The 24,970-nt window shown below is 63.8% G+C and carries 5 protein-coding genes; 2 read left to right on the top strand and 3 right to left on the bottom strand.

Features of this window, described 5'->3' with window-relative positions; translation table 11 throughout:
- The 3 genes from ACTIFK_RS14400 to ACTIFK_RS14390 all read right to left on the bottom strand — a co-directional run.
- The coding region (locus ACTIFK_RS14400; RefSeq protein ID WP_439543771.1) for a tetratricopeptide repeat protein at positions 1-974 on the bottom strand (974 nt) is incomplete at its 3' end.
- Position 975: 1 nt separating this feature from the next.
- Positions 976-1,749 (bottom strand): cephalosporin hydroxylase family protein, encoded by a 774-nt coding sequence (locus ACTIFK_RS14395; RefSeq protein ID WP_439543770.1) that lies wholly within the window; start codon positions 1,747-1,749, stop codon positions 976-978.
- A gap of 214 nt (positions 1,750-1,963) precedes the next feature.
- A complete protein-coding gene (locus ACTIFK_RS14390; protein WP_439543769.1) occupies positions 1,964-21,256 on the bottom strand; it encodes a beta strand repeat-containing protein in 19,293 nt (6,430 codons plus the stop codon).
- 530 nt (positions 21,257-21,786) lie between these two features.
- On the opposite strand from ACTIFK_RS14390, the gene ACTIFK_RS14385 reads away from it, so the two are divergent.
- Together ACTIFK_RS14385 and ACTIFK_RS14380 are read left to right on the top strand one after the other, a co-directional pair.
- Positions 21,787-23,496 carry a type I secretion system permease/ATPase gene (locus ACTIFK_RS14385; RefSeq protein ID WP_439543768.1) on the top strand — a complete coding sequence of 570 codons (1,710 nt, stop codon included), beginning with the start codon at positions 21,787-21,789 and terminating at the stop codon, positions 23,494-23,496.
- Positions 23,493-24,947: an HlyD family type I secretion periplasmic adaptor subunit gene (locus ACTIFK_RS14380; protein ID WP_439543767.1), complete on the top strand. Its 1,455-nt coding sequence runs from the start codon at positions 23,493-23,495 to the stop codon at positions 24,945-24,947. Before ACTIFK_RS14385 ends, ACTIFK_RS14380 begins: the two co-directional genes overlap by 4 nt.
- The last annotated feature ends 23 nt before the right edge of the window (positions 24,948-24,970 follow it).

Below are 24,970 nucleotides of genomic sequence, written 5' to 3'. Positions count from 1 at the left end.
GCCGGCATGTGCGGCTTGGCATGCGCCGCATCGAAGCGCTGGTACTCGGCGAAGATCTCCTCGGCGCTGCGGTCCGGGTGGTAGTTCAGGCAGAACAGAAGGTTCGCGTGCGCCAGAGCATAATCCGGCTTCATCGCCAATGCACGACGGAACAAGGTCTCAGCGTCGGTGTAGCGGGACAGGTCCTTGGCGATGACGCCGAGATTGCTCACCCAGCGCTGCTCGTGCGGCGCCAGCGCCATGGCGCGCGCCGTGGCCTGCTGGGCGGCGACCATGTGACCGAGGCGGAGTTTCAGCGCGCCGAGGTTGCCGTGGGCGATCGCGGACTCCGGATCGATCGCGATGGCCTTCATCAGAAGCGCCGACGCCTCCGGAAACTTCTGCTGGCCCATGAGCACGGCGGCGAGATCGGACAGGATGTCGGCCCGCTTGGGACGCAGGGTCGCGGCGCGTTCGAGCGCGATGACCGCTTCGCCAAGCTTCTCCCGGCGCTGGAGCGCGATGCCGAGGCCGTGCCAGGCATCCGCGTAGGCCGGGTCGGCCTCGACCGCCGTGCGGTAGCTCGCTTCGGCTTCCGCGTTTCGGCCCTGATCGCGAGCGATGTTGCCGAGATTGTTGTGGGCCGGCGCGAACCGCGGGTCGATCGCGATAGCGGCCCGATAGGACGCCTCGGCTTCGGCGGTTCGTCCCGCCGCGCGCAGCACCACGCCGAGGTTGGCGTGATAGCTCACCGCAGAGGGCTCGAGATCGATGGCGCGGCGGCCCGCGGAAATAGCCTGTTCGAGCGCTCCGCCCCTGTGCAGGGCGAGGCTCAGAAGCTCCCACGCAAGCGCCGACGATTGATCGAGATCGGTCGCGAGCTGCGCCTCGGCCGCGGCGGTCGCGATATCGCCACGGTCCAGCGCGGCCATGGCCCGCTGCAATACGGCTTCGCCATCGCTCGCGGGCGCACTTGCGATTGGCTGGCGCTGCATATCAGCCCGTCTCCCCAGCGCGTCTCAGGAACCCTTGCGGCCAATACGTGACGCGCTCGGTCACGACACCTTCGTTGAAGGGGAAGGGCGGCTCTTCGAGGATGAACTCGGGATGGGCGGCGGCGAATTCGGCGGCGGCATCGAGAGGATTGTTCCAGCTCCAGTCCGGCGCGGTTCTCGGTGCGCCGACGACTTCCTTCATGATGCCGTCGGTCGCGACGATGTAAGAGCCCGGCGTGACCATGGGTCCGTACGCTTCGAGCTCGGCGAGGACGTGCGCCTTGGTGTGGTTGCTGTCGAGCAGCACGAGGACCGTCTCGCCCGGAGCGACAAGCGCACGCACGGCCTCGACAATATCGGGCGCGACCGAGCTGCCCTCGACCAGCGTGATCAGGGGATACATTTCGTGGGCCTCGATGGCCGCGCGATTGTGCGGGCGGATCTCGATGTCGATACCGATGACACGGCCGCGTCCCATCGCCTTGAACAGGCTGGCATAGAAAATAAGAGAGCCGCCGTGCGCCACGCCGGTCTCGATGATCACGTCCGGCTTCACCCGGTAGATCACCTCTTGTATGCGCAGCATGTCCTCGGGGAGCTGGATGACCGGACGGCCCATCCAACTGAAGGAATAGACGTATTTCGTGTCCCAGCCGCAGCGGACCCAGGCTCTCGAAATGAGCCGGAAGGCTTCCGCGCTGTCGAGCGGATGGACGGAGTCGCCCTCGGGGCCTTCGGCGATCACGACGCCCCGGGCCTCATCAATTTTCAGCATAAAGACGAGCCGCCTTTTCGATAGGAAGATGGGTCATTCCATCTCCATGCGATTTGGCTTGTCTCAACCTGAACGCGCTCGCGTGACGCAAACGCGAAGCGGCCGCACCCGGAGATGCGGCCGCTCGACTTGTATCTGCTCGCGACGCTCTGGCATTGCCAAAGTCAGGCGCGGCTCCGGGCGACCCCAGAAGGGCGGCCGGCCGATTGTATCCTTAGACCGCCTGGAACCTCGTGAAGTCGTACGTCCAGGCAGTCGAACCGTCGGTGGTGATGACGCCGATCAGCGTACCGCCTGACGTGAAGTCGCCGTCGGCACTGTAGTAGAGCTCGCCCGTATCCTGCTGGTAGGTGAAGCCGCCGCTGCCGCCGGTGCTCAGGACAGTTGCCTCGCGAGTGTTCTCGTCGGCTACGGCGCGGATGTTGACGTTGTTCGAGAGCGCACCCGAGATGATGTAGGTGTTGCCGTTCAGCGTCGAGCTCGTGTTGGTGTCGAGCCCGATCTTGTCGGCGCCCGTGCCCATGTTGTGGATCACCATGTGGTTGCCGCTCGAATTCTGATCGAAGACGAAGGTATCCACGCCGGTGCCGCCGGTCACTTGATCGATGCCGCCGCCGCCGCGGATCTGGCTGGTGCCACCCGAGATGACGATGGTGTCGTTGCCCAGTCCGCCGATCACGGATTCGACGTTCGAGACCGACACGCTGTTGGTGAAGTTGCCCAGCGTGAGCCTATCCGACGATGCTCCGAGATCGATCGAGCCGTTCACGATCTGCGACTGCAGGGTGATGGTATCCACGCCGGTGCCGCCGACGATGGTTTCCACGTTGCTGACGGACGCGGTGTTGACGAAGTTGCCGAACTTAAGCGAGTCCGAGCCGCCGGCGAGATCGACGGTGACGTTAACCGCCTGCGTCGAGTACGTGATCGTGTCGCTGCCGGCGTTGCCGAGCATGCTTTCCACGTTCGAGACAGAGCCGGTGTTGGTGAAGTTGCCGAGGATGAGCGAGTCGGAGTTGCCGCCAAGATCGATCGACATGCCTGTGGTGAGAGCGTTGCCGAGCGTGATCGTGTCGATGTTCGAGCCGCCGACGATGGTCTCGACGTTGGTAACCGTCGCGACGTTGGCGAAGGCGCCGAACGTCAGCTTATCGTTGCCGGCGCCGAGATCGATGTTCGCGTTCTCGATTACCGACGTGAACGTGATGGTGTCGTTTGCAGAGCCGCCAATCAGCGTTTCGACATTGGCCACAGAGACCGTGTTGATGAAGTCGCCGAGGGTCAGCTTGTCTGCGCCGTCACCCAGGTTGATGATACCCTTCGTGATCTGCGCGGCGATGCTGATCGTGTCGGCGAGTGCGCCGGCATTGACCGTTTCGACATTCGACAGCGTGGCCGTGTTGACGAAGTCGCCGAAGGTCAGCGTGTCGTTGCCGGTGCCGAGATCGATGGAGGCATTCGATACCTGGCTGCCGAAGGTCAGCGTGTCGATACCGGTGCCGCCGATGACGGTCTCGATGTTGTGCAAGGTCGCCGTGTTCGTGAAGTTGGCGAACGTCAGCTTGTCGCTGCCGACCCCGAGGTCAACCGTGACGTTGCTCACCGCCGTGGAGAAGGTGATCGTGTCCGCCGCCGAGCCACCGACGACCGATTCCACGCCGGTCAGCGTCGCCGTGTTGGCGAAGTTGCCGAAGACGATGGTGTCGGAGCCGGCGCCGAGGTCGATCGACGTGTTCGCGGCCTGGGTGGTGATCGTCAGGCTGTCCGAATCGCTGCCGCTGACCAGGGTCTCGACGTTGGCGATCGAACCGTAGTTGCCGAAGTTGCCGAGCGTCAGCTTGTCGTTGCCGGCGCCGAGGTCGACCGAGTCCGTCGCGCCGAGACCGGTGGCGAAGGTGATCGTGTCGTTATCGGAGCCGCCGACCAGCGTTTCGACGTTGCCCACCGTGGCCGAGTTGATGAAGTTGCCGAGCGTGAGCTTGTCGGCGCCGTCACCGAGATCCGCGGAGGCCTTCGAGAACTGGTTGGTGATGCTGATCGTATCCGCCAGCGCGCCACCGATGATGGTCTCGACGTTGGTGACCGAGCCGGAGTTGACGAAGCCGCCAAGGTGAAGGACGTCGCTGCCCGCGCCGAGATCGATAAGGTGCGATGTGAACTGGCTTGCCAGCGTGATGGTATCCGAACCCGAACCGCTGTTCAGCGTTTCGACGCCCGACACCGTCGCCGTGTTGGCGAAGTTGCCGAGGGTGAGCACGTCGCTGCCCGAGCCGAGGTCGATGGAGGCGTCGACGGCCTGCACCGCGAGCGTGATGGTGTCGGCCAGCGAGCCGCCGACGATGGTTTCCGCGTTCGACACCGTCGCCGTGTTGGCGAAGTTGCCGAAGGTGAGCGTATCCAGGCCACCGCCGAGATCGATCGAGGCATTAGCTGCCTGAGCGGCGAAGGTGATCGTGTCGGCATCCAGGCCGCCAATCAGCGTTTCGACGTTCGAGACCGAGCCGGTGTTGGCCGAGTTGCTCAGGATGAGTTTGTCGTTGCCGAGACCGAGATCGATGCTGTCCGTGGCGCTGATGCCGGAGGACAGCGTGATCGTGTCGTTGGCCGTGCCGCCAACCAGCGTCTCGACGTGCCCGATCGTGCCGGTGTTGACGAAGTTGCCCAGCGTCAGCTTGTCGACACCGTCGCCGAGGTCGATCGAAGCGTCCGAAATCTGGCCGGTGATCACGATCGTGTCAGCCAGGGCGCCGCCGACGATGGTCTCGACGTTCGAGATCGTGCCGCCGTTGACGAAGTCGCCCAGGATCAACTTGTCTGCGCCAGAGCCCAGATCGATGTTGTTGCTCGAGACGAACTGGCTGCCGAGCGTGATGGTGTCGGCAAGCGAGCCGCCCACCAGCGTTTCGACGCCGGAGACCGTTGCGACGTTGACGAAGTTGCCGAGCGTCAGCACGTCGTTGCCCAGACCCAGGTTGATCGCGGCATCGCTTGCGGCGGCCGAGAGCGTGATGGTGTCCGCGGCCGAGCCGCCGGTGAGCGATTCGACGTTGGCCACCGTCGCCGTGTTGGCGAAGTTGCCGAGCGTCAGCGTGTCGAAGCCGGCGCCGAGGTCGACCGAGGCGTTCAGGGCCTGCGTTGCGAGCGTAATCGTGTCGGTGTCCGCGCCGCCGACGATGGTCTCGACGTTGGAGATGGTTCCGGTGTTGGCGACATCCGCCAGCGTGATCTTGTCGTTGCCGCCGGCCAGGTCGATGCTGTCGGTGCCGTTGATGGCGGAGACGAACGTTACGGTATCGGCCGTTGCACCACCGATCAGGGTTTCGACGTTGCCGACGGTCACGGCATCGGCCGTGCCGAGCGTGAGCTTGTCGGCTCCGGCGCCGAGATCGATCGAGGCCTTCAGAGACGTGAAGACCGTGGTGATCGTGTCCGCGGCCGAGCCGCCCACCAGGGTTTCGACGTTCTGCACCGTACCCGTGTTGGCGAAGTCGCCGAGGGTCAGGATGTCGTTGCCGAGGCCGAGGTCGACGGTGTGCGTCGAAGCGAGCGCCGAGCCGAGCGTGACCTGATCCGCCGCCGAGCCGCCCGTGAGGGTTTCAACTCCCGACACCGTGACCGAGTTGGCGAAGTTGCCGAGGGTCAGGATATCGTTGCCGAGGCCGAGGTTGATCGTGGTTTCGGTCGCCATCGCGCCGAGGGTGATCGTGTCGGCTCCAGAGCCGCCGACGATGCTTTCGACGTTCGAGACGGTGGCCACGTTGGCCGCGGTCGAGAGCGTGATCGTATCGAAGCCGCCGCCCAGGTCGATCGAGGCGTTGGCAGCCTGAGTCGTGAGGGTGATCGTGTCGGCATCCGCGCCGCCGATCAGCGTCTCGACGTTCGCGATCGAGCCCGTGTTCGAGACATCGGCCAGGGTCAACTTGTCTGCGCCGGCGCCGAGATCGATGCTGCCGCTGGACACAATGGCCGCGCCGAGGGTGATCGTATCGGCGTCGGAGCCGCCAGTCAGTGTCTCGACATTCGAGATCGTTGCGTTGTTCGCGAAATTGCCGAGGACCAGCTTGTCGGCGCCGTCGCCGAGATCGACCAGGCCCTTGGACAGAAGCGTGGTGATGGTGATCGTATCAGCCGCAGAGCCGCCGATGACCGTTTCGGTGTTGGCCACCGTCGCCGTGTTGGCGAAGTTGCCGAAGGTGAGCGAGTCTACGGCCGCGCCGAGGTCGATCGAGCCGTTCGAAACCTGCGCGCTGAAGGCAATGGTATCGATGCCCGTGCCGCCGTTGACCGTCTCGACACCGGCGAGCGTCGCCACGTTGACGAAGTTGCCGAGCGTGAGCGTGTCGGCACCCGAGCCGAGATCGATGACCGCGTTCGACGCGACCGCCTTGAGCGTGATCGTGTCGGCTGCGGATCCGCCGAGGATGCTTTCGGCGTTCGCGACCGTCACCGTGTTGGCAAAGTTACCGAGCGTCAGGCTGTCGGAGCCGGCGCCGAGGTCGATCGAGCCGTTCGACACCTGAGTGGCGAAGGTGATCGTGTCGGAATCCATACCGCCGATGAGAGTCTCGACGTTCGACACCGAGCCCGTGTTGGCGACATCCGCCAGCGCCAGGCTGTCGGCACCGGAGCCGAGGTCGATGCTGTTCGTTCCGCTCAGGGCCGTTCCCAGCGTGACGGTGTCGGCCAGCGATCCGCCGACCAGAGTTTCAGCGCCGGACACCGTGGCCGAGTTGACGAAGTTGCCCAGGGTGAGCGAATCCGAACCCGCGCCGAGGTTGAAGAGTGACTTGGTCGCCTGCGTTGCAATCGTGATGATATCAGCAGCCGAGCCGCCGACGACCGTCTCGATGTTGGACAGGGTACCGGTGTTGGCCACGTTCGCGAGCGTGAGGACGTCGCTGCCGCCGCCGAGGTTGATGCTGTCGGTCGCCGCGAGGGCGGTGCCGAGCGTGATGCTGTCGGACGAATTGCCGCCGATCAGCGTCTCGACGTTCGAGACCGTGCCGGTGCTGTTGAAGTTGCCGAGCGTCAGGCTGTCGGAGCCGGCGCCGAGGTCGATGACGCCATCCGAAAGCTGCGTCGAGATGGTGATCGTATCGGCCGCCGAGCCACCGACAATGCTCTCGACGTTCGAGATATTGGCCGAGTTCGCGAAATCGCCGAGCGTGACCTTATCGACCCCGTCACCGAGGTTGATCGAGGCATTCGACAGCTGGGTCGCGATCGTGATGATGTCCGCGCCCGATCCGCCGACCAGCGTTTCGACGTTCGAAACCGAGCCGGTGTTGGCGAAGTCGCCGAGGGTCAGCTTGTCCGAACCCGAGCCGAGATCGATGTTGTGGCTTGCGCTGAGGGCTGTTCCGAGCGTCAGGGTGTCCGCACCCGTGCCGCCGACGATGGTCTCGACATCCGTGACCGTCGCGACGTTGGCGAAGTCGCCCAGGATCAGCGTGTCGTTGCCGGCGCCGAGGCCGATCAGGGCCTTCGACAGGATGGTTCCGATGGTGATCGTGTCCGCGGCCGAGCCGCCGACGATGGTCTCGACGCTCGAAACGGTGCCGGTATTGGCGGCGTTCGCCAGGATGAGGGTGTCGTCGCCCGCACCGAGGTTGATCGAATCGGTGCCGCTCATGCCGGTGCTCAGCGTGATGGTATCGCTGTCCGCGCCGCCGATGATGGTCTCCGCACCCGCAACCGTGGCGACGGTCGCGAAGTTGCCGAGCGTCAGCTTATCGCTGCCTGCTCCCAGGTTGATGCTGGCGTTGCTGAGCTGCGATGCGATCGTGATGGTGTCCGAATCCGAGCCGCCGATGATGGTCTCAACGTTGGAGAACGTTCCGGAGTTGTCGAAGTCGCCGAGCGTGACCTTGTCCGCGCCGATGCCGAGGTCGACGTTGCCCTTGGACAGAACGGTCGCGAAGGTGATGGTGTCGGCATCCGAGCCGCCGATCACGCTTTCGACATTCGAGACCGAGCCCGTGTTGGCGAAATCGCCGAGGGTCAGCTTGTCGGACCCTGCGCCGAGGTCGACGCTGCTCGAGCCGCCGAGCGCGGTCGCCAGCGTCACGGTATCGCCGGCCGAGCCGCCGATGATCGTTTCGACGTTCGAAACGGTCGCCGAGTTCGTGAAGCCGCCGAGCGTCAGCTTGTCGTTGCCGCCGCCGAGATCGATGGAGCCGTTGGTGATGCCGGAGCCAAGGGTGATGGTGTCGACGTTCGTGCCGCCGCGGATGGTTTCGACATTCGAAACCGTGCCGGTGTTGGCGACGTTGGCAAGCGTCAGCGTATCGTTGCCGGCGCCGAGGTTGATCTCGTCGGTCGCCGTGAGCGCGGTGGCGAGCGTGAGCGCGTCCGCGGCGGAACCGCCCAGAATGCTCTCGACGTTCGAGATGGTGGCGGTGTTGGCGAAGTTGCCGAGGATCAGCTTGTCATTGTCGGCGCCGAGGTCGATCGTGGTGTTGGACAGTGCGGTCGTGACCGTGACGGTATCGACAGCGCTGCCGCCGAGGATCGATTCCACGTTGGCGACGGAGATGGTGTTGGCGAAGTTGCCTAGCGTGATGCTGTCTGCGCCGGCGCCGAGATCGACGAAGCCCTTGGAAACAGCGGTCGTGAAGGTAATGGCGTCGGTGCTGGACCCGCCGGTGACCGTCTCGACGTTCGCGACGGAGCCCGAGTTCGCGAGATCCGCGAGAACAAGCTTGTCGTTGCCGGCGCCGAGATCGATGCTGCCGGAGCCCGAAAGCGCGGTTGCCAGAGTGACGGTGTCCGCGGCCGAGCCGCCCGTGACCGACTCGACGTTGGCCAGCGTGGCCGTGTTGACGAAGTCGCCCAGAGTGACCTTATCGGCGCCTACACCCAGATCGATGTAGATGGAATTCGCCTGTGCACCGACCGTGATCGTGTCCGCGGCGCTGCCGCCGATGAGGCTTTCGACGCGGGCGATCGTGCCGACGTTGGCAAAGTCCCCGAGGGTGACGATGTCGTTGCTAGCACCGAGGTCGATCGAGCCGTTCGAAAGGATGGCGGAGAGCGTGACGGTATCCGCGTCGACGCCGCCGATCAGGGTCTCGATGTTGCCGACAGTGACCTTGTTCGAGAGGTCTGCAAGCGTGAGCTTGTCGGCACCGGCTCCGAGATCGACGGAGACGTTCGAGGCCGCGGTGGCAAGAGTGATGGTATCCGCGTCACTGCCGCCAATGATGGTTTCGACGTTCTGAAGCGTCGCGGTGTTGACGAAGTTGCCGAAGGTGACGGTGTCGGAGCTGTTGCCGAGATCGATCTGGCCCTTCGAGACCTGCGCCGTAAAGGTGATGGCGTCGATGTTCGAGCCGCCGATCAGGGTTTCAACGTTCGCGATCGAGCCTTCGTTGGCGCCGTTGGCCAACGTGAGGCTGTCGCTTCCGGCGCCGAGATCGATGCTGTTCGCGGTCGTCAGGACCGTGGCGAGCGTGATGTTGTCGGACGACGTGCCGCCCAGCACCGTTTCGGTGTTGGCGATCGTTCCGACGTTGGCGAAGTTGCCGAGGACGAGCTTGTCCGCGCCGGCGCCGAGATCGATGCTGCTGGTGTTATCGAGCGCCGCGCCGATGGTGATGGTATCCGCATCCGAGCCGCCGATCAGCGTTTCGACGCGCGAGACCGTCGCCTGGTTGGCGAAGTTGCCGAGGATCAGCTTGTCGACATCGCCGCCCAGGTCGATCGAGCTGTTCGATGCGACCGTGGTGAGCGTGACGGTGTCGCCGAGGCCGCCGCCGATGAGGGTCTCGACGTTTGCGATCGAAGCTACGTGCGTAAAGTCGCCGAGCGTCAGCTTGTCGTTGCCGGCACCGAGATCGACCGACGCCTTCGAGAGCGTTGCGCCGATGGTGATGGTGTCGTCGCCGCCGGCGCCCGTGAGCGTCTCGACGTTGGAGACCGTGCCGCTGTTGTTGAAGTTGGCGAGCGTCAGGGTGTCGTTGCCCGATCCGAGGTCGACATTGCCGTTCGACAGCTGGGTCGAGATCGTAATGCTGTCGGTGCCGTTGCCGCCGAGGATGCTTTCGACGTTGGCGATGGAGCCCGAGTTGGCGATGTTCGCAAGCGTGAGGGTGTCGAGGCCCGCGCCGAGGTCGATAATGGCGCTGCTGGTCAGGGCCGCACCGAGCGTGATGTTGTCGCTCGCCGAGCCGCCGACGATGCTTTCGACGTTCGAGATGGTGGCGGTGTTGGCGAAGTTGCCAAGCACGAGCTTGTCGTCGCCAGCCTTGAGATCGATGCTCGCGTTGCCGTCGAGGCGGGTCGTGAGCGTCAGCGTGTCATTGTCGGTGCCGCCGATCAGGGTTTCGACGTTCGCCACGCTTGCGGTGTTGACGAAGTTGCCGAAGGTGATCGTGTCTTCGCCGGCCGCCAGGTCGACCGATGCGTTCGAGGCCACACCGGCGAATGTGATGGTGTCCGCGTCGGCGCCGCCGACGAGCGTTTCAATGCCCTCGACCGAGCCGACGTTGACGAAGTCTCCGAGCGTCAGCTTGTCGTTGCCTGCGCCGAGATTGATGTTGCTCTTGAGGACGAGGGCCGCGCTGAGCGTGATCGTGTCCGCGGCGCTGCCGCCGACGACCGATTCGACGTTCGCAAGGGTGGCGACGTTGGCGAAATCGCCGAGCGTCAGCTTATCGTTGCCCGCGCCGAGATCGACCGAGCCGCCTGAAAGCGCCGTGCTTACGGTGATCGAATCGGTGGCCGAGCCGCCGATGATCGTCTCGACGTTCGAGAGCGACCCGGTGTTGGAGCCGTTCGCGAGCGTCAACGTATCGTTACCTGCGCCGAGATCGATCGAAACCGAGGTCGTGAGGTTGGACGCAATCGTGAGCGTATCAGCGCCGCTGCCGCCGACGATCGTTTCGATGTTGGAGAGCGTGCCGTCGTTGAGGAAGTCTCCGAGGACGAGCTTGTCGGCTCCGCCGCGCAGATCGATGCTGGACCCGGCGGCAAGCGCCGTCACCAGGTTCAGCGTATCGGTTCCGGTGCCGCCCAGGACGCTTTCAACGTTGGCAAGGGTCGCGGTGTTGGCGAAGTTGCCCAGGGTCAGCTTGTCGAGGCCGTCGCCCAGGTTGAAGGAGGCGTTCGAGGCCTGCGAGCCGAGCGTGATTTCGTCCATATCGAGGCCGCCGACAATCGTCTCGACGTTGGTGACGGTGCCTGCGTTGGCGAAATCCGACAGCACGAGCTTATCGTCGCCGCCGCCAAGGTTGATGGTGTCCGTCGCGCCGATGGCGCTGGCGAGCGTGATCGTATCGGCGGCGCTGCCGCTGATGATCGATTCGATGCCGGCGAGGGTTGCGACGTTGGCGAAATCACCGAGAGTCAGCTTGTCGACACCGGCGCCGAGATCGAACGAGCCTTCCGAGACGATCGCTACGACCGTCAGGGTGTCGGAGCTGGAGCCGCCGTAGATCGTCTCGACGTTCTGGATCGTGGCCGAGTTGGTGAAGTCACCGAGCGTGAGCGTGTCGGCACCCGAGCCGAGATCGACCGAGCCCTTGGACAAGATACTCGAGACGGTGATCGAATCCGCGTCCGAGCCGCCTACGATGGTTTCCGTGTTCGCAACAGTCGCGTAGTTGGCGAAGTTGGCGAACGTGATCTTGTCATTGCCCGACCCGAGGTCGATTACCTCGCCGCCGACGAGCTCGCCGGCCAGCGTGATGGTGTCGTGGCCCGCGCCGCCAAGCAGCGTTTCGAAGCCCGCAACCGTGAGCGAGTTGGTGAAGTCACCGAGCGTGATCTTGTCGTTGCCGGCTCCGAGATCGGCCGAGCCATTCGAGATCTGCGTCGTGTAGACGATCGTATCCGCGTCCGCGCCGCCGATGAGCGTTTCGACGTTGGCAATCGAACCGTTGTTGATCAGATCCGACAGCGTCAACTTGTCGGCGCCTGCGCCGAGGTCCACGAGGGCGCCGCTGAACACTTCGCCGATGGTTACGGTGTCGGCACCCGTGCCGCCGATGACAGTCTCGATGTTCGAGACCGTGACGACGTTGGCGAAGTTGCCTAGGGTGAGCTTGTCCGCGCCGCTGCCGAGGTCGATCGAGGCCTCAGAGGCGACCGTCGTGAGGATGACGGAATCCGAACCCGAACCGCCCAGCAGCGTCTCGACGTTCGATGCGCTGACGACGTTCGTGAAGTTGCCGAGCGACAGGGTGTCGGCGCCGGCGCCCAGGTCGACGGAGACGTTCGAAGCCGCCGTAGCCAGTGCGATCGTGTCGGAATCGGAGCCGCCGATGACGGTTTCGACGTTGGAGAGCGAGCCGACGTTCGAGAAGTCGCCGAGCATGACCTTGTCGTTGCCGGCGGCGAGATCGATCTGGTGGCCTGCCGTCAGGACTTCCATCAGCGTGACGGAATCCGCGTCCGTGCCGCCGATCAGCGTTTCGATATGCGCGACCGAGATGCTGTTGGTGAAATCGCCGAGCGTCAGCTTGTCAGCGCCGTCGCCGAGATCCATCGATCCGGCCGACCAGGCGTTGGTGAGCACGACGGTATCGTTGCCGGTGCCACCGATTACGGACTCGACACGAGCCAGCGTGACCGTGTTGCCGGCATCCGACAGCGTCAGCACGTCCGCGCCGGCGCCGAGGTCGATGGAGGCGTTCAGGAGCTGCCCTGCGATCGTGATGGTGTCGGCGCCCGTGCCGCCGATGACGGTTTCGATGCTCTGCAGCGTGGCATCGTTGGTGAAATCACCCAGGATGAGCGTGTCCGCGCCCGAGCCGAGATCGATCGACGCTTCGGACAGAGCGGTCGCGACCGTGATGGTGTCGGCGAGCGAGCCGCCGGTGACCGATTCGACGTTCGAAATGGTCGCGGTGTTGATGAAGTTGCCGAGCTTCAGGCTGTCGATGTCCGCGCCGAGGTTGATCGAAGCGCCCGAGAGCTGGCTTGCGATCGTGATGTCGTCGGTGCTGGAGCCGCCGACAAGGGTTTCGACGTTGGCGATCGAGCCGCTATTGGCGAAGTTGCCGAGCGTCAGCTTGTCGCTGCCGACACCGAGATCGATGCTGTTCGTCGCTTCGAGCGCCGCGGCGACCGTGATGGTGTCGGCGCCCGTGCCGCCGATCAGGGTCTCGATGTTGGTGACCGTTGCGACGTTGGTGAAATCGCCCAGAGTCAGCTTGTCGTTGCCTGCGCCGAGATCGATGGACGCGCTGGCGAGCTGCGTGGCGACCGTCAGCGTATCATTGTCCTGGCCGCCGATGATGGTCTCGACGTTGGCAATGGTCGCCGAGTTGGCGGCATCGCCGAGCGTCAGCTTGTCGGCGCCAGCGCCGAGATCGACCGAGCCCGCGGCAAGGCTGTCCGCGAAGGTGATGGTATCGGCGCCGGTGCCGCCGAGGAGCGTATCGACGTTGGTCAAGGTGCCGGTGTTGGTGAATGCGCCAAGCGTCAGGGTGTTCGAGCCCGCGCCGAGATCAATCGTGACGGAGTTCGACAGCGCGGTGCCCAGCGTGATGGAATCCGCGCCCGAGCCGCCGAGGATGCTTTCGGTATTCGAGACGGTCGCGACGTTGGCGAAGTTGCCGAGTGTCAGGGAGTCCGTTCCAGCCTTGAGGTCGATGCTGACCTGTGAAACCGCGGTCGAGAGCGTCACGCTGTCGCCCGCGCTGCCGCCTACGAGCGTTTCAACATTGGCGATGCTGGCGCTGTCGCCCGCATCGCTGAGGGTGAGAAGATCCTTGCCGGCGCCGAGATCGATCGAGGCGTCGGTGATGCCGCCGACGATGGTGATCGTGTCGTCGCCTGCCGCGGCCGTCAACGTTTCGACGTTGGCGATCGTGGCGACGTTCGAAAGGCCGTTCAGAACGAGGATGTCGTTGCCGGCCGCCAGGTCGATGCTGCCGTTGGCCAGGGCGGTCGCGACCGTAACGCGGTCGCTCATCGCCCCGCCCGTAACGGTTTCCACGTTTGCAATCGTGAGCGTGCTGTCGAAATCGCCAAGCGTCAGCTTGTCGTTGCCGGTCGCCAAGTCGATCGATCCGCCGACAATCTGCGACGCGTAGGTGATGTCGTCATCCGATGTGCCGCCGATCAGCGTTTCGATATTCGAGACGGTGCCGGTGTTTGCGAGATTCGCCAGGACGAGCTTGTCGAGTCCTGCGCCGAGGTCGATGCTCGACGATGCGCTCAGCGCATCGCGAAGCGTGATCGTATCCGCGCCGCTGCCGCCATTCAGAGATTCCACACCGGCCACAGTGGCGGAGTTGGTGAAACCTCCGAGCGTGAGCACGTCGGAACCCGAGCCCAGATCGATCGAGGCGTTCGAAAGCGCCGACGCGATCGTGAGCGTGTCAGCGGCCGAGCCGCCGGTGATCGTCTCGACATTCGCGATGGTCGCTTCGCTGACGATGTCGGCGAAGATCAGCTTGTCGTTGCCCGCGCCGAGGTCGATCGAGTTGGTTACGCCGGTCAGGGCGCTAATCGTCACGGTGTCGGCATTCGTTCCGCCGGTCAGCGTTTCGACATTTGCAACCGTGACAACGTTGAGGAAGTTTCCGAGCGTGAGCTTGTCGTCTCCGGCCGCGAGATTGACCGAGCCGGTGGCGATCGTCTTCAGGGTGACGTTGTCGGAATCCGAACCGCCGATCAGCGTTTCGACGTTCGATACGCCGCCGCTGTTGTTGAAGTCTCCGAGGGTCAGCGTGTCGCTGCCGCCCGCCAGGTCGATGTTGCTCGAGGTCGTGAGTGCGCTGCCGAGGGTGACGGCATCCGCGGCGCTGCCGCCGAGGAGCGTTTCGACGTTCGCAACCGTGACAACGTTGGCAACGCCCTTGAGCGTCAATGTGTCCGCGCCCGCGCCCAAATCGAACGACGCGTTCGAAGCCGAGGACCCGAGCGTTACGGTATCCGCGCCGGAGCCGCCGATCACGGACTCGATATCGGAAACCGTGACGGTGTTTGCAAAGTGACCGAGGGTCAGCGTATCGGCGCCGGATCCGAGGTCAACAGAGGCCTTCGAGGCGGCCGCGCCCAACGTGATCGTGTCTGCGTCGGAACCGCCGATGATCGTTTCAGCAGCGGCAATCGTCGCCGAGTTCGCAAAGTTGCCGAGGGTCAGCGTATCGTTGCCGGCCCCGAGGTTGAGAGATCCGTTCACGAGCTGGCTCGCGACCGTGATCGTATCGATGCTGGTGCCGAACGTCACACTTTCGATGTTCGCGATGGTCGCCGTGTTGGCGAAGTTCGAGAAGATGAGCTTGTCGTCTCCAGCGCCGAGATCGATAGAGCCGTTGACGACCGCAGCGCTCAGGACGACGGTATCGGATGCCGAGCCGCCGATGATGGTTTCGATGTCGGTCACAGACACGGAATTCGTGAAGTCGCCGAGAATCAGCTTGTCGTTACCTGCATCGAGATCGACCGAGCCGTTCGAGATCTGAGACGCGATGGTGACCGTATCGGCGCCCGTGTTGCCGATCAGGGTCTCGACGTTCGAGACGGAGCCGGTGTTGGTGAATGCGCCAAGGTTCAGGCGGTCACTGCCTGCGCCGAGATCGATGGTCTGCGATGCCGAGAGCGCGGTGCCCAAATTGATCGTGTCGGCCAGTGCGCCACCGAGCAGCGATTCGACATTCGATACGGTCGCCGTATTCACGAAGCTACCGAGGATCAGCTTGTCGCTGCCGACACCAAGATCGACGAACGTCTTGGAGGCCGCCGTGGCGAGCGTGATCGTGTCCGCGTCCGTGCCGCCGATGATGGTTTCGACGTTGGAAACCGATCCGGTGTTGGCGAAGTTGCCGAGCGTGAGCGTGTCGTTGCCGGCGGCGAGATCGATGATGACGGACCCGCTGAGGGCGCTGCCGAGGGTGACGGTGTCGGTAGAACCCGCACCGATAAGGCTCTCGACGTTGGAAACCGTCACGGTATTGGTCGCGCTGGCGAGATTGAGGCGGTCGTTGCCCGCGCCGAGGTCGATCGAAACGTTCGAAACCGCCCCACCGAGGGTGATCGTGTCCGCGTCCGAGCCGCCGATGACAGTCTCGACTTCCACAACCGTCGCGCGGTTCACGAAGTTGCCGAACGTCAGCTTGTCGGAGCCGCTATCCAGATCGATCGAGGCGTTCGACGCCTGCGAACCGAGCGTGATCGTGTCAGCACCCGTGTTACCGATGACGGTTTCGACGTTCGAGACGGAGCCGACGTTGGCGAAGGCGCCGAGCAGCAACGTGTCCGCTCCAGAGCCGAGATCGATGGCCTGCGTCGATACGAGCGCACCACCCAGCGTGACGGTGTCGGCGCCAGTACCGCCGACGAGCGTCTCGACGTTGGACACAGTTATGGTGTTGGCGAAATTGCCGAGGGTCAGCTTGTCGCTGCCGACGCCGAGGTCGACGAACGTCTTGGAGGCCGCCGTTGCGAGCGTGATCGTGTCCGCGTCCGTGCCGCCGATGATGGTTTCGACGTTGGAGACCGAGCCCGTGTTGGCGAAGTCCCCGAGCGTGAGCTTGTCGTTGCCGGCAGCGAGGTCGATGACGACGGACCCGCTGAGGGCACTGCCGAGGGTGACGGAGTCGACGGAGCCAGAACCGATGACGCTCTCGACGTTGGAAACCGTCACGGTGTTGGACGCGTTGGCGAGATTGAGGCGGTCGTTGCCCGCGCCGAGGTCGATCGAGGCGTTCGAGGCCGCCCCACCGAGAGTGATCGTGTCCGCGTCCGAGCCGCCGACGATGGTCTCGACATCCATGACCGTCGCGCGGTTCACGAAGTTACCGAATGTCAGCTTGTCGGCGCCGCTATCCAGGTCGATCGAGGCGTTCGATGCCTGCGATGCGAGCGTGATCGTGTCAACGCCCGTGTTACCGATGACCGTCTCGACGTTCGATACGGAGCCGACGTTGGCGAAGGCGCCGAGCAGCAGCGTGTCCGCTCCGGAGCCGAGATCGATAGCCTGCGTCGATACGAGCGCGCCACCCAGCGTGACGGTGTCGGCGCCGGTGCCGCCAGCCAGCGTCTCGACGTTGGACACAGTTATGGTGTTGGCGAAATTGCCGAGGGTCAGCTTGTCGCTGCCGACGCCGAGGTCGACGGACGCCTTCGCCGCGGCAGCACCGAGGGTGATCGTATCGCTACCGGACCCGCCGATGATCGTTTCGATGTTGTTGAGCGTGCCCGTGTTGGCAAAGTCTCCCAACGTCAGCTTATCACTGCCGGCGGCGAGATCGATGTTGTGCGAGGCTCCCAGAGCCGTTCCGAGCACGACCGTGTCGGACGCTCCCGCACCGGTGATCGTCTCGACATTCGAAACCGTGACAGTGTTGGCGGAATTGGCCAGCGTGATGCGGTCGTTGCCGACGCCCAGGTCCACGGAGCCGCCCGTGATGCCCTTGGCGAAGGTGATCGTGTCGCTTGCCGATGCACCGATCAGCGTCTCGACGTTGGAGAGCGTCGCAGAATTCGCGCCCGCAGCCGAGAGCGTAAGGATGTCAGAACCGGCGTCGAGATCGATCTCGCCGTTCGTGATGGCCGTACCGAGCGTGATCGTATCGGCGCCCGTGTTGCCGGTGATCGTTTCGACGTTCGAGAGCGTGCCCGTGTTGGCGAACGCGCCGAGCGTGAGATCGTCCTTGCCCACGCCGAGGTCGATGCTGTCCGTTCCGGTCAGCGCCTTGCTCAGGGTCACGGAGTCGGCAGACGTGCCGCCGATCAGCGTTTCGATATTCGCAACGGTGACGGAGTTGACGAAATTGCCGAGGGTCAGCTTGTCGTTGCCCACGCCGAGGTCGACGGATGCCTTAACTGCCGCACCGCCGAAGGTGATCGTGTCGGCATCGGTGCCGCCGACGACAGTTTCGATGTTGTTCAGCGTACCGGCGTTGGCGAAGTTGCCCAAAGTGAGCTTGTCGCTGCCGCCACCGAGATCGACGATGGTCGATGCGCCGAGGGCGCTGACGAGGGCAACGTTGTCGGTGGCGGTGCCGCCGACGATGGTTTCGGCGTTGGCGATCGTCACGGTGTTGGACGCGTTCGCGAGGATCACGTGATCGTTACCCGCGCCGAGGTCGATCGAGCCGTTCGAGCTTGCCGCACCAAGAACGATCGTATCCGCGGCCGAGCCGCCGACAATGGTTTCCACACCGGCGACAGTCGCCGAGTTGGCGAAGTTGCCGAGCGTCAGAACATCCGATCCAGAGCCGAGATCGACGGAACCGCTCGAAATTTGCGTGCCGAGCGTGAGGGTGTCTGCCCCCGTGTTGCCGATGACGGTCTCGACGTTCGAGATCGTGCCCGTATTGGCAAACGCTCCCAGCTTCAGCGTATCCTTGCCGACAGCCAGGTCGATGGCGTCCGTAGCGGTGAGCGCGCCACTCAACGTGACCGTGTCGGCGCCCGTGCCGCCGACCAGCGTCTCGATGTTGGCGACCGTGATGGTGTTGGCGAAGTTGCCGAGGGTCAGCTTGTCGCTGCCGGCGCCGAGATCAATCGAGCCCGACGGAACGGTCGCGCCGAAGGTGATGGTATCGGCGGCGCTGCCGCCGATCAACGTCTCGACGTTCGAAATGGTGCCCGTGTTGGCGAAGTTTCCGAGCGTCAACTTGTCGTTGCCGCCACCGAGATCAACGATGTTCGATGCGCTGAGAGCGGTCGCCAGCGCCACGGTGTCCGTGGAGCTGCCGCCGACGACGGTTTCAACGTTGGAAATCGTTACTGTGTTGGCCGCGGCTGCGAGAGTTAAGCGATCGCTGCCCGCACCGAGGTCGATCGAACCGTTCGAGATCGCCGCTCCGATAACGATGGTGTTGTTGGCCGATCCGCCGACGATGGTCTCGACGTTCGCGACGGTTGCAGAGTTGGCGAAGTTGCCGAGCGTCAGCGTGTCCGCGCCGGCGCCGAGATCGACCGACCCGTTCGACATCTGCGTGCCGAGCGTAATCGTGTCGGCGCCCGTGCCGCCGATAATGGTTTCGACGTTCGAAACCGTGCCGGTGTTGGCGAATGCGCCGAGCGTCAGCGTGTCCTTGCCGACTGCGAGGTCGATCGTGTGCGCGCCGGTAAGGGCGCTGCTCAGCGTGATCGAATCGGCGCCCGTGCCGCCGATGACGGTCTCGGTGTTGGCGACGCTGACGACGTTCGTGAAGTTGCCGAGGGTCAGCTTGTCGTTGCCGGCGCCGAGATCGACGGAGCCCTTAGGAGTGGCCGAGGCAAAGGTGATGGTGTTGCCCGCGCTGCCGCCGATCAGGGTCTCGACGTTGGAGATCGTTGCGGTGTTGGCGAAGTTGCCCAGGGTCAGCGTGTCGCTGCCGGCACCGAGATCGATGCTGTTGGTGGCGCTGAGGGCGGTGGCGATGGTCACGGTGTCGGCACCGGCGCCGCCGATAATGGTTTCCGTGTTGGATACGGTGATGGTGGAGCTCGCCTGGCCAAGCACGAGCTTGTCCATGCCGGCACCGAGGTCGATCACCGCCTTGGAGGCGCCCGTGCCGATCGTGATGGCGTTGTTGGCAGAGCCGCCGATGATGGTTTCGACGTTGGAGACCGTCGCCGAGTTGGCGAAGTTGCCGAGCGTCAACTTGTCTGCGCCGGCACCGAGGTCGATAGAGCCGTTGGAGATCTGGGCGCCCAGCGTGATGGTGTCGGCGCCGGCGTTACCGATGATCGTCTCGACGTTCGAAATCGTTCCCGTGTTGGCAAAATTTCCAAGCGTCAGCTTGTCCTTGCCCGCCCCGAGATCGACCTGCTGCGTACCGGCAAACGCTCCGCTCAGCGTCACCGTGTCGGCGCCCGTGCCGCCGATCAGTGTCTCGATATTGGCAACCGTGAGGGTGTTCGTGAAATTCCCCAGGGTCAGCTTGTCGTTACCGGCGCCGAGATCGATAGAGCCCTTAGGAAGCGCCGAGGCAACGGTGATGGTATTGCCGGCGCTCCCGCCGATCACGGTCTCGACGTTCGAGATCGTCGCCGTATTCACGAAGTTGCCCAGCGTCAGCGTATCGTTGCCCCCTGCGAGATCGATGCTGGCTGGGGTGCTGAGGGCTGTCGCGATGGTTACCGTATCGGCGGCTGCGCCACCGATGATGGTCTCCGTGTTAGAGACGGTCACGGTCGATGCCGCCTTGCCCAACACGAGCTTGTCCAGGCCCGCGCCGAGATCGATAACGCCCTTGCTCGCGCCGGTGGCGATCGTGATCGTATTGTTCGCCGAGCCGCCGATGATGGTTTCGACGTTGGACAGGGTTGCGCTGTTGGCGAAATCTCCAAGCGTCAGCTTGTCATTGCCCGCGGCAAGATCGATCGAGCCGTTCACGATCTGCGCGCCGAGCGTGATGGTGTCGGCGCCGGTGTTGCCGAGGACGGTCTCGACATTCGATACCGTGCCGGCGTTGGCGGTGGCTGCGAGCGTCAGCTTGTCCTTGCCGGCGCCGAGGTCGACCAGGTTCGTTCCCGTCAGGGCGCCGGACAGCACAACGGTGTTGTCGCCCGTACCGCCAAGGATCGTCTCAACGTTGGCGACGGTCGCCACGGTGGCGAAGTTGCCGAAGTTGAGCTTGTCGTTGCCCGCACCGAGGTCGAAACTGCCCTTCGCGAGTGCCGACCCAATGGTCAGGGTATCCGCGCCGCTCCCGCCCACGACGGTTTCGATATTCGAAATCGTGCCGGTGTTGGTAAAGTTGCCGAGCGTCAGCTTGTCGTTGCCGGCGGCGAGGTCGATCGAACCGGAGAGCGCCGTGGACAGGCTGATGGTGTCGATGCCGCCACCGCCGACGATGGTTTCCGCGTTGGCAATCGTGGACGTGTTCGCGAAATTGCCGAGGGTGAGCTTGTCGCTGCCGGCTCCAAGGTCCAAGGACCCCTTAACGGACGCCGTCGACAACGTGATGGTGTTGTTGGATGCTCCGCCAATGATGGTCTCGACATTGCCCACGGTGACGGAATTCGCGCCCGCATTGGACAAGGTGAGTTTGTCCAAGCCCGCGCCGAGATCGATCGATCCATTGACGATCTGAGACGAGATCGTGATCGTGTCTGCGCCGGTGCCCGAGACAACCGTCTCGACGTTCGCGAGCGAACCGATGTTCGCAAAACTGCCAAGCGTTACCTTGTCCTTGCCGACGCCGAGATCGATAATCTGCGTGTTGTTCAGGGCCTGCGTCAGGGTGAGGGTATCGGCGCCCGTACCGCCAATCACAGTCTCGATGTTCGAAACCGTGAGCGTGTTGGCGAAATTGCCCAGCGTCAGCTTGTCGGAGCCGCCCGCCAGGTCGATCGATGTCTTGGCCGCCGCCGCGCCGAGGGTGATTGTCGATGCCCCCGCGCCGCCTATGATCGTTTCGACATTCGAGATCGTCGCCGTGTTCGTCCCGTTTCCGAGGGTCAGCTTGTCGCTGCCCGCGCCGAGATCGATACTGGCGTTGACCACGGCGCCGGTGACGACCACGGTGTCTGTAGAGCTGCCGCCGATCAATGTATCGACAGTTGCGGCCGTGTACTGATTGGCCTTGCTCTTGTTAGGCAGATTTACGACAGCCATTTTAGACCCCGAATTAGCGCTTCCCGCTCACCGCCGAAACAAATGCCGGCTGGCCCCGCACTCAATCCCACTAGACGTCCGGCGCCAATTTCCCGATCAAGCGCAGCTGCAAAGGTTTTTTGAAACCGACTTGCAGCTACCTACATTCCCAATCAGAAACACCCTTTACGGGCTTTTTCACCGTACTCGTTTCAATAGATGCACTCTTATGCTTTCTATTTGGTAAACTACGGGAAACCGATCCATTTAACACCAGCAATAAAACTGCTAATTGAAACCAGCTAGTTCGCAACCTTAAGCAATCAGATTATGATCTGATGCGATCTTGTTGAGTCTGCATCATTTTTTAAATTGCACGTAAAACACAAAAAACCTATTTCGAGTTGAATATGAATCTCGTCATTTGCTCGCTCATTTCTTACAGTTTGGTTTTCTGTGAGAGCCGATGATGATCGCATCTTGAAATGATGTAGCGTGTGTCGCAGTGGCGTCTTTGATTCGGCTTCAGCCCATGAACAAGCTTGGTCCCAATGACGCGCGCTCTGCCATCTACTTTTCGCACCGTATTATCCGGATATAGGCGCCTGCTTGTATGGGCAGCCGTTTTCAGCGTCTTTGTGAATATCCTGACGCTTTCAATTCCCCTCTATACGATCCAGATGTTCGACCGCGTTTTGCCGAGCGGAAGCGGGGCGACGCTCATTGTTCTTACGGTGGCCGTTTTGGGCGGCATCGCGGTCTCGAGCGCGCTCGAGGAAATCCGCGCTCGCCTGCTGGTGGCGCTTGGCGTTCAGTTCGACGCGCAACTCTCGACGCAACTTTTCGATCGCCTGGTGGAGCGTGACGGCGGCGCCTCGTTTGCAACCAAGGGCTCGGCCGTTCGCGATCTCGACACGGTGCGCCACGCCCTGACGGGCAGCGCGATCATTTCTCTCTTCGATCTGCCGTGGACGCCGCTGTTCCTGTGCGTCTGCTTCTACCTGCACCCGGTGCTCGGCATCATCTCGCTCGGCGGCGCCATCACGGTCATGTCGCTGGCGGTGATCAACCAGCTTCTCGTCGGCCGGCAGATCGGGGCTTCCGGCAAGCTCACCGAAGAAAGCTACCGCATGACCGAGGGCGTCATCGGCAACGCGGAAACCGTGCGCGCGATGGGCATGATGCCGGAGATGTCGCGCCGCTGGTCCGCGATCCGCGTCCAGGCCATCGCCATGCAGGCGGACGCGAGCAAGATCAATTCGACGGTTTCGAGCATCATCAAGTTCCTGCGCTACACGTTGCAGGTGCTCATCATGGGCGCCGGCGCATGGCTGGCCGTCAGCCGGGAAATCAGCCCGGGCTCCTTGTTTGCGGCTTCTCTCATCTGCACCCGTGCCCTGATGCCCGTCGATCAGCTCGTCGGCGTCTGGCGCCAGATCCTCGCGGCTTGGTCCGCGCTTGGACGGGTCGAAGATATTCTGGCGATCCCCATGCGGCCAACCGCGATGTCACTTCCGACGCCCGAGGGGCGACTGGTTGCGGAGGGACTCTCCTATACTGTGCCGGGCGCATCGGCTCCGACGCTCAACGAAATCACATTCTCCGTCGCGCCGGGCGAATCACTTGGCATCGTCGGCCCGAGCGCCGCCGGCAAATCGACGCTCGCGCGGCTGATCGTCGGCGCCATCAAGCCAACCGAGGGGAGCATTCGCCTCGACGGCGCGGAGGTCTGGTCCTGGGCCCGGCCCGAGTTCGGGCGCTTCACCGGTTACGTCTCGCAAAATATCGAACTCTTCGAAGGAACCGTCGCGCAGAACATCGCCCGCTTCCGGGAGGCGGACGCCGAGCATGTGGTCGCGGCGGCCCGGCTCGCCGGCGTGCACGACCTCATCCTCGGGCTCCCGAAAGGTTACGACACGCCGCTCCAGCCCAACGGGGCTCCGCTTTCCGGCGGACAGCGCCAGCGAATTGCATTGGCGCGCGCGGTGTTCGGAAATCCACGTCTGGTGGTGCTCGACGAACCGAACTCGAACCTCGACGGCGACGGCGAGGCAGCCCTGCACAAGCTGGTTACGGCACTTAAGGCGAACCGGACGACAGTCATCCTGATCGCGCACCGGCCGAGCGTGCTCGTCGCGCTCGACAAGGTTCTCGTGCTGACCAACGGCACGGTTGCCGATTGCGGTCCGGTGGAGCGGGTGATGCCGCGCATCGCGCCCGGGTTCCCCGTTGGACAACGGCGCATCGCGGAGAGCGCATGAAGCAGGCCCTCGCAAAACTCGAGCTACTGAAGGCGGAATTCCAAGACGCGGCGGCAGCAGGCGCGGCGCCGGGTCCGGGTTCGTCCAATCCTTCGTCCCATCCTGTGGCCGGGGCGCCGGCAGGGATCGTCGTGCCGCTCGCACCCTCAGCGACGGCCGCCAGCGCGCGCGACGCCGATCGATTGATCAAAGCCGGCGTCATCGTGGTTGTGGGCTTCTTCGGCTTTCTCGGCGCATGGGCCGCGCTCAGCCCGCTTGAAAGCGCGGCCATCACCTATGGCGTCGTCAGCGCCGACGGCAACCGCAAGTCCGTCCAGCACATCGACGGCGGTATCGTCGGGGCGATCCGCGTCAAGGAAGGCGACCGTGTCGAGGCCGGACAGGAATTGATCCAGCTCGACCAGTTGCAGCCGCGCGCCGCGCTCGAGATCCAGAGCGCCGTAGTCGCCACACAGTCGGCCGTGCTGGCGCGCCTCGAGGCTGAATCGACGGGACGCAGCTCCCTCGAGTTTCCGTCCCTGCTGAGCCGGCGCCGCGCGGATCCCGCCATCGACCAGCTTCTCGTCTCCCAGACACAGCTCTTTCAGGCGCGGCGGAGGGCGAACGAAACGCAGACCGGTACGCTGCGCGAGCAGGTCAAGCAGGCCAACAGCCAGATCGAGATCTACGAAGGGCAAGCGAACTCCGCGGCCGACCAGTACCGGATGATCAACGAAGAGCTCGGCCCGAAGCAAATGCTGTTCGACAAGGGCTATGCGACCAACGCCGCCGTCATGCAGCTCAAACGCGCCGCCTCGGCGCTGCTCGGACAGCAGCAGGAGTTCACGGGTCATATTGCCCGCCTTCGCCACCTTGTCGGCCAGCTCGAGAGCCAGATCGCCCAGATCGAGAGCGATTTCCGGCTCAAGCTCGCGCAGGAGATCGAGGACGCCCGCAACAAGCTCGCCGACGCGCGCGAGCGCGAGCGGGTGGCGCAGGATATCCTGCTCCGCACCAGCATCCGGGCGCCCGTCAGCGGCCACGTGCTCGGCCTCGTCGTCAACACGGTCGGCGGCGTGATCGCGAAGGGCGAGCGCTTGCTCGAAATCGTGCCGGCCGAATCAGCAGGCATCGTGATCAAGGGCCAGCTCCGCCCCTCGGAGGCGCTTGAGATCCACGAGGGCATGCGCGCCGAGCTGCGGCTCATGACGGCCCCGGGACGGAAGCTGCCGCTGGTGCACGGGACGGTGCGAAACCGCTCCGCGGACGCCCGCCCCAGCATTGAAAATCAAGGACTTTTCTTCGACATCAGCGTGGACGTCGACCCCTCCGAGCTGAAGACGCTGGGCGACGTAAAGCTGTCACCCGGCACGCCGGTGGAGATCATCATCCCGACAGGTTCGCGCACGGTCCTTGAGTACATATTGGAGCCCGTCAAACAGTCGCTCCGTCACGGGATGCGCGAAAAGTAGGGAATTTGCGGCCCATTGCCGGC

It is taken from the genome of Hyphomicrobium sp. (genome assembly GCF_051860585.1).
In the GTDB taxonomy this organism is placed as follows: domain Bacteria; phylum Pseudomonadota; class Alphaproteobacteria; order Rhizobiales; family Hyphomicrobiaceae; genus Hyphomicrobium_C.
Note: the sequence above shows the minus strand (reverse complement) of the source record. Positions and strands in the feature narration are given on the sequence as shown.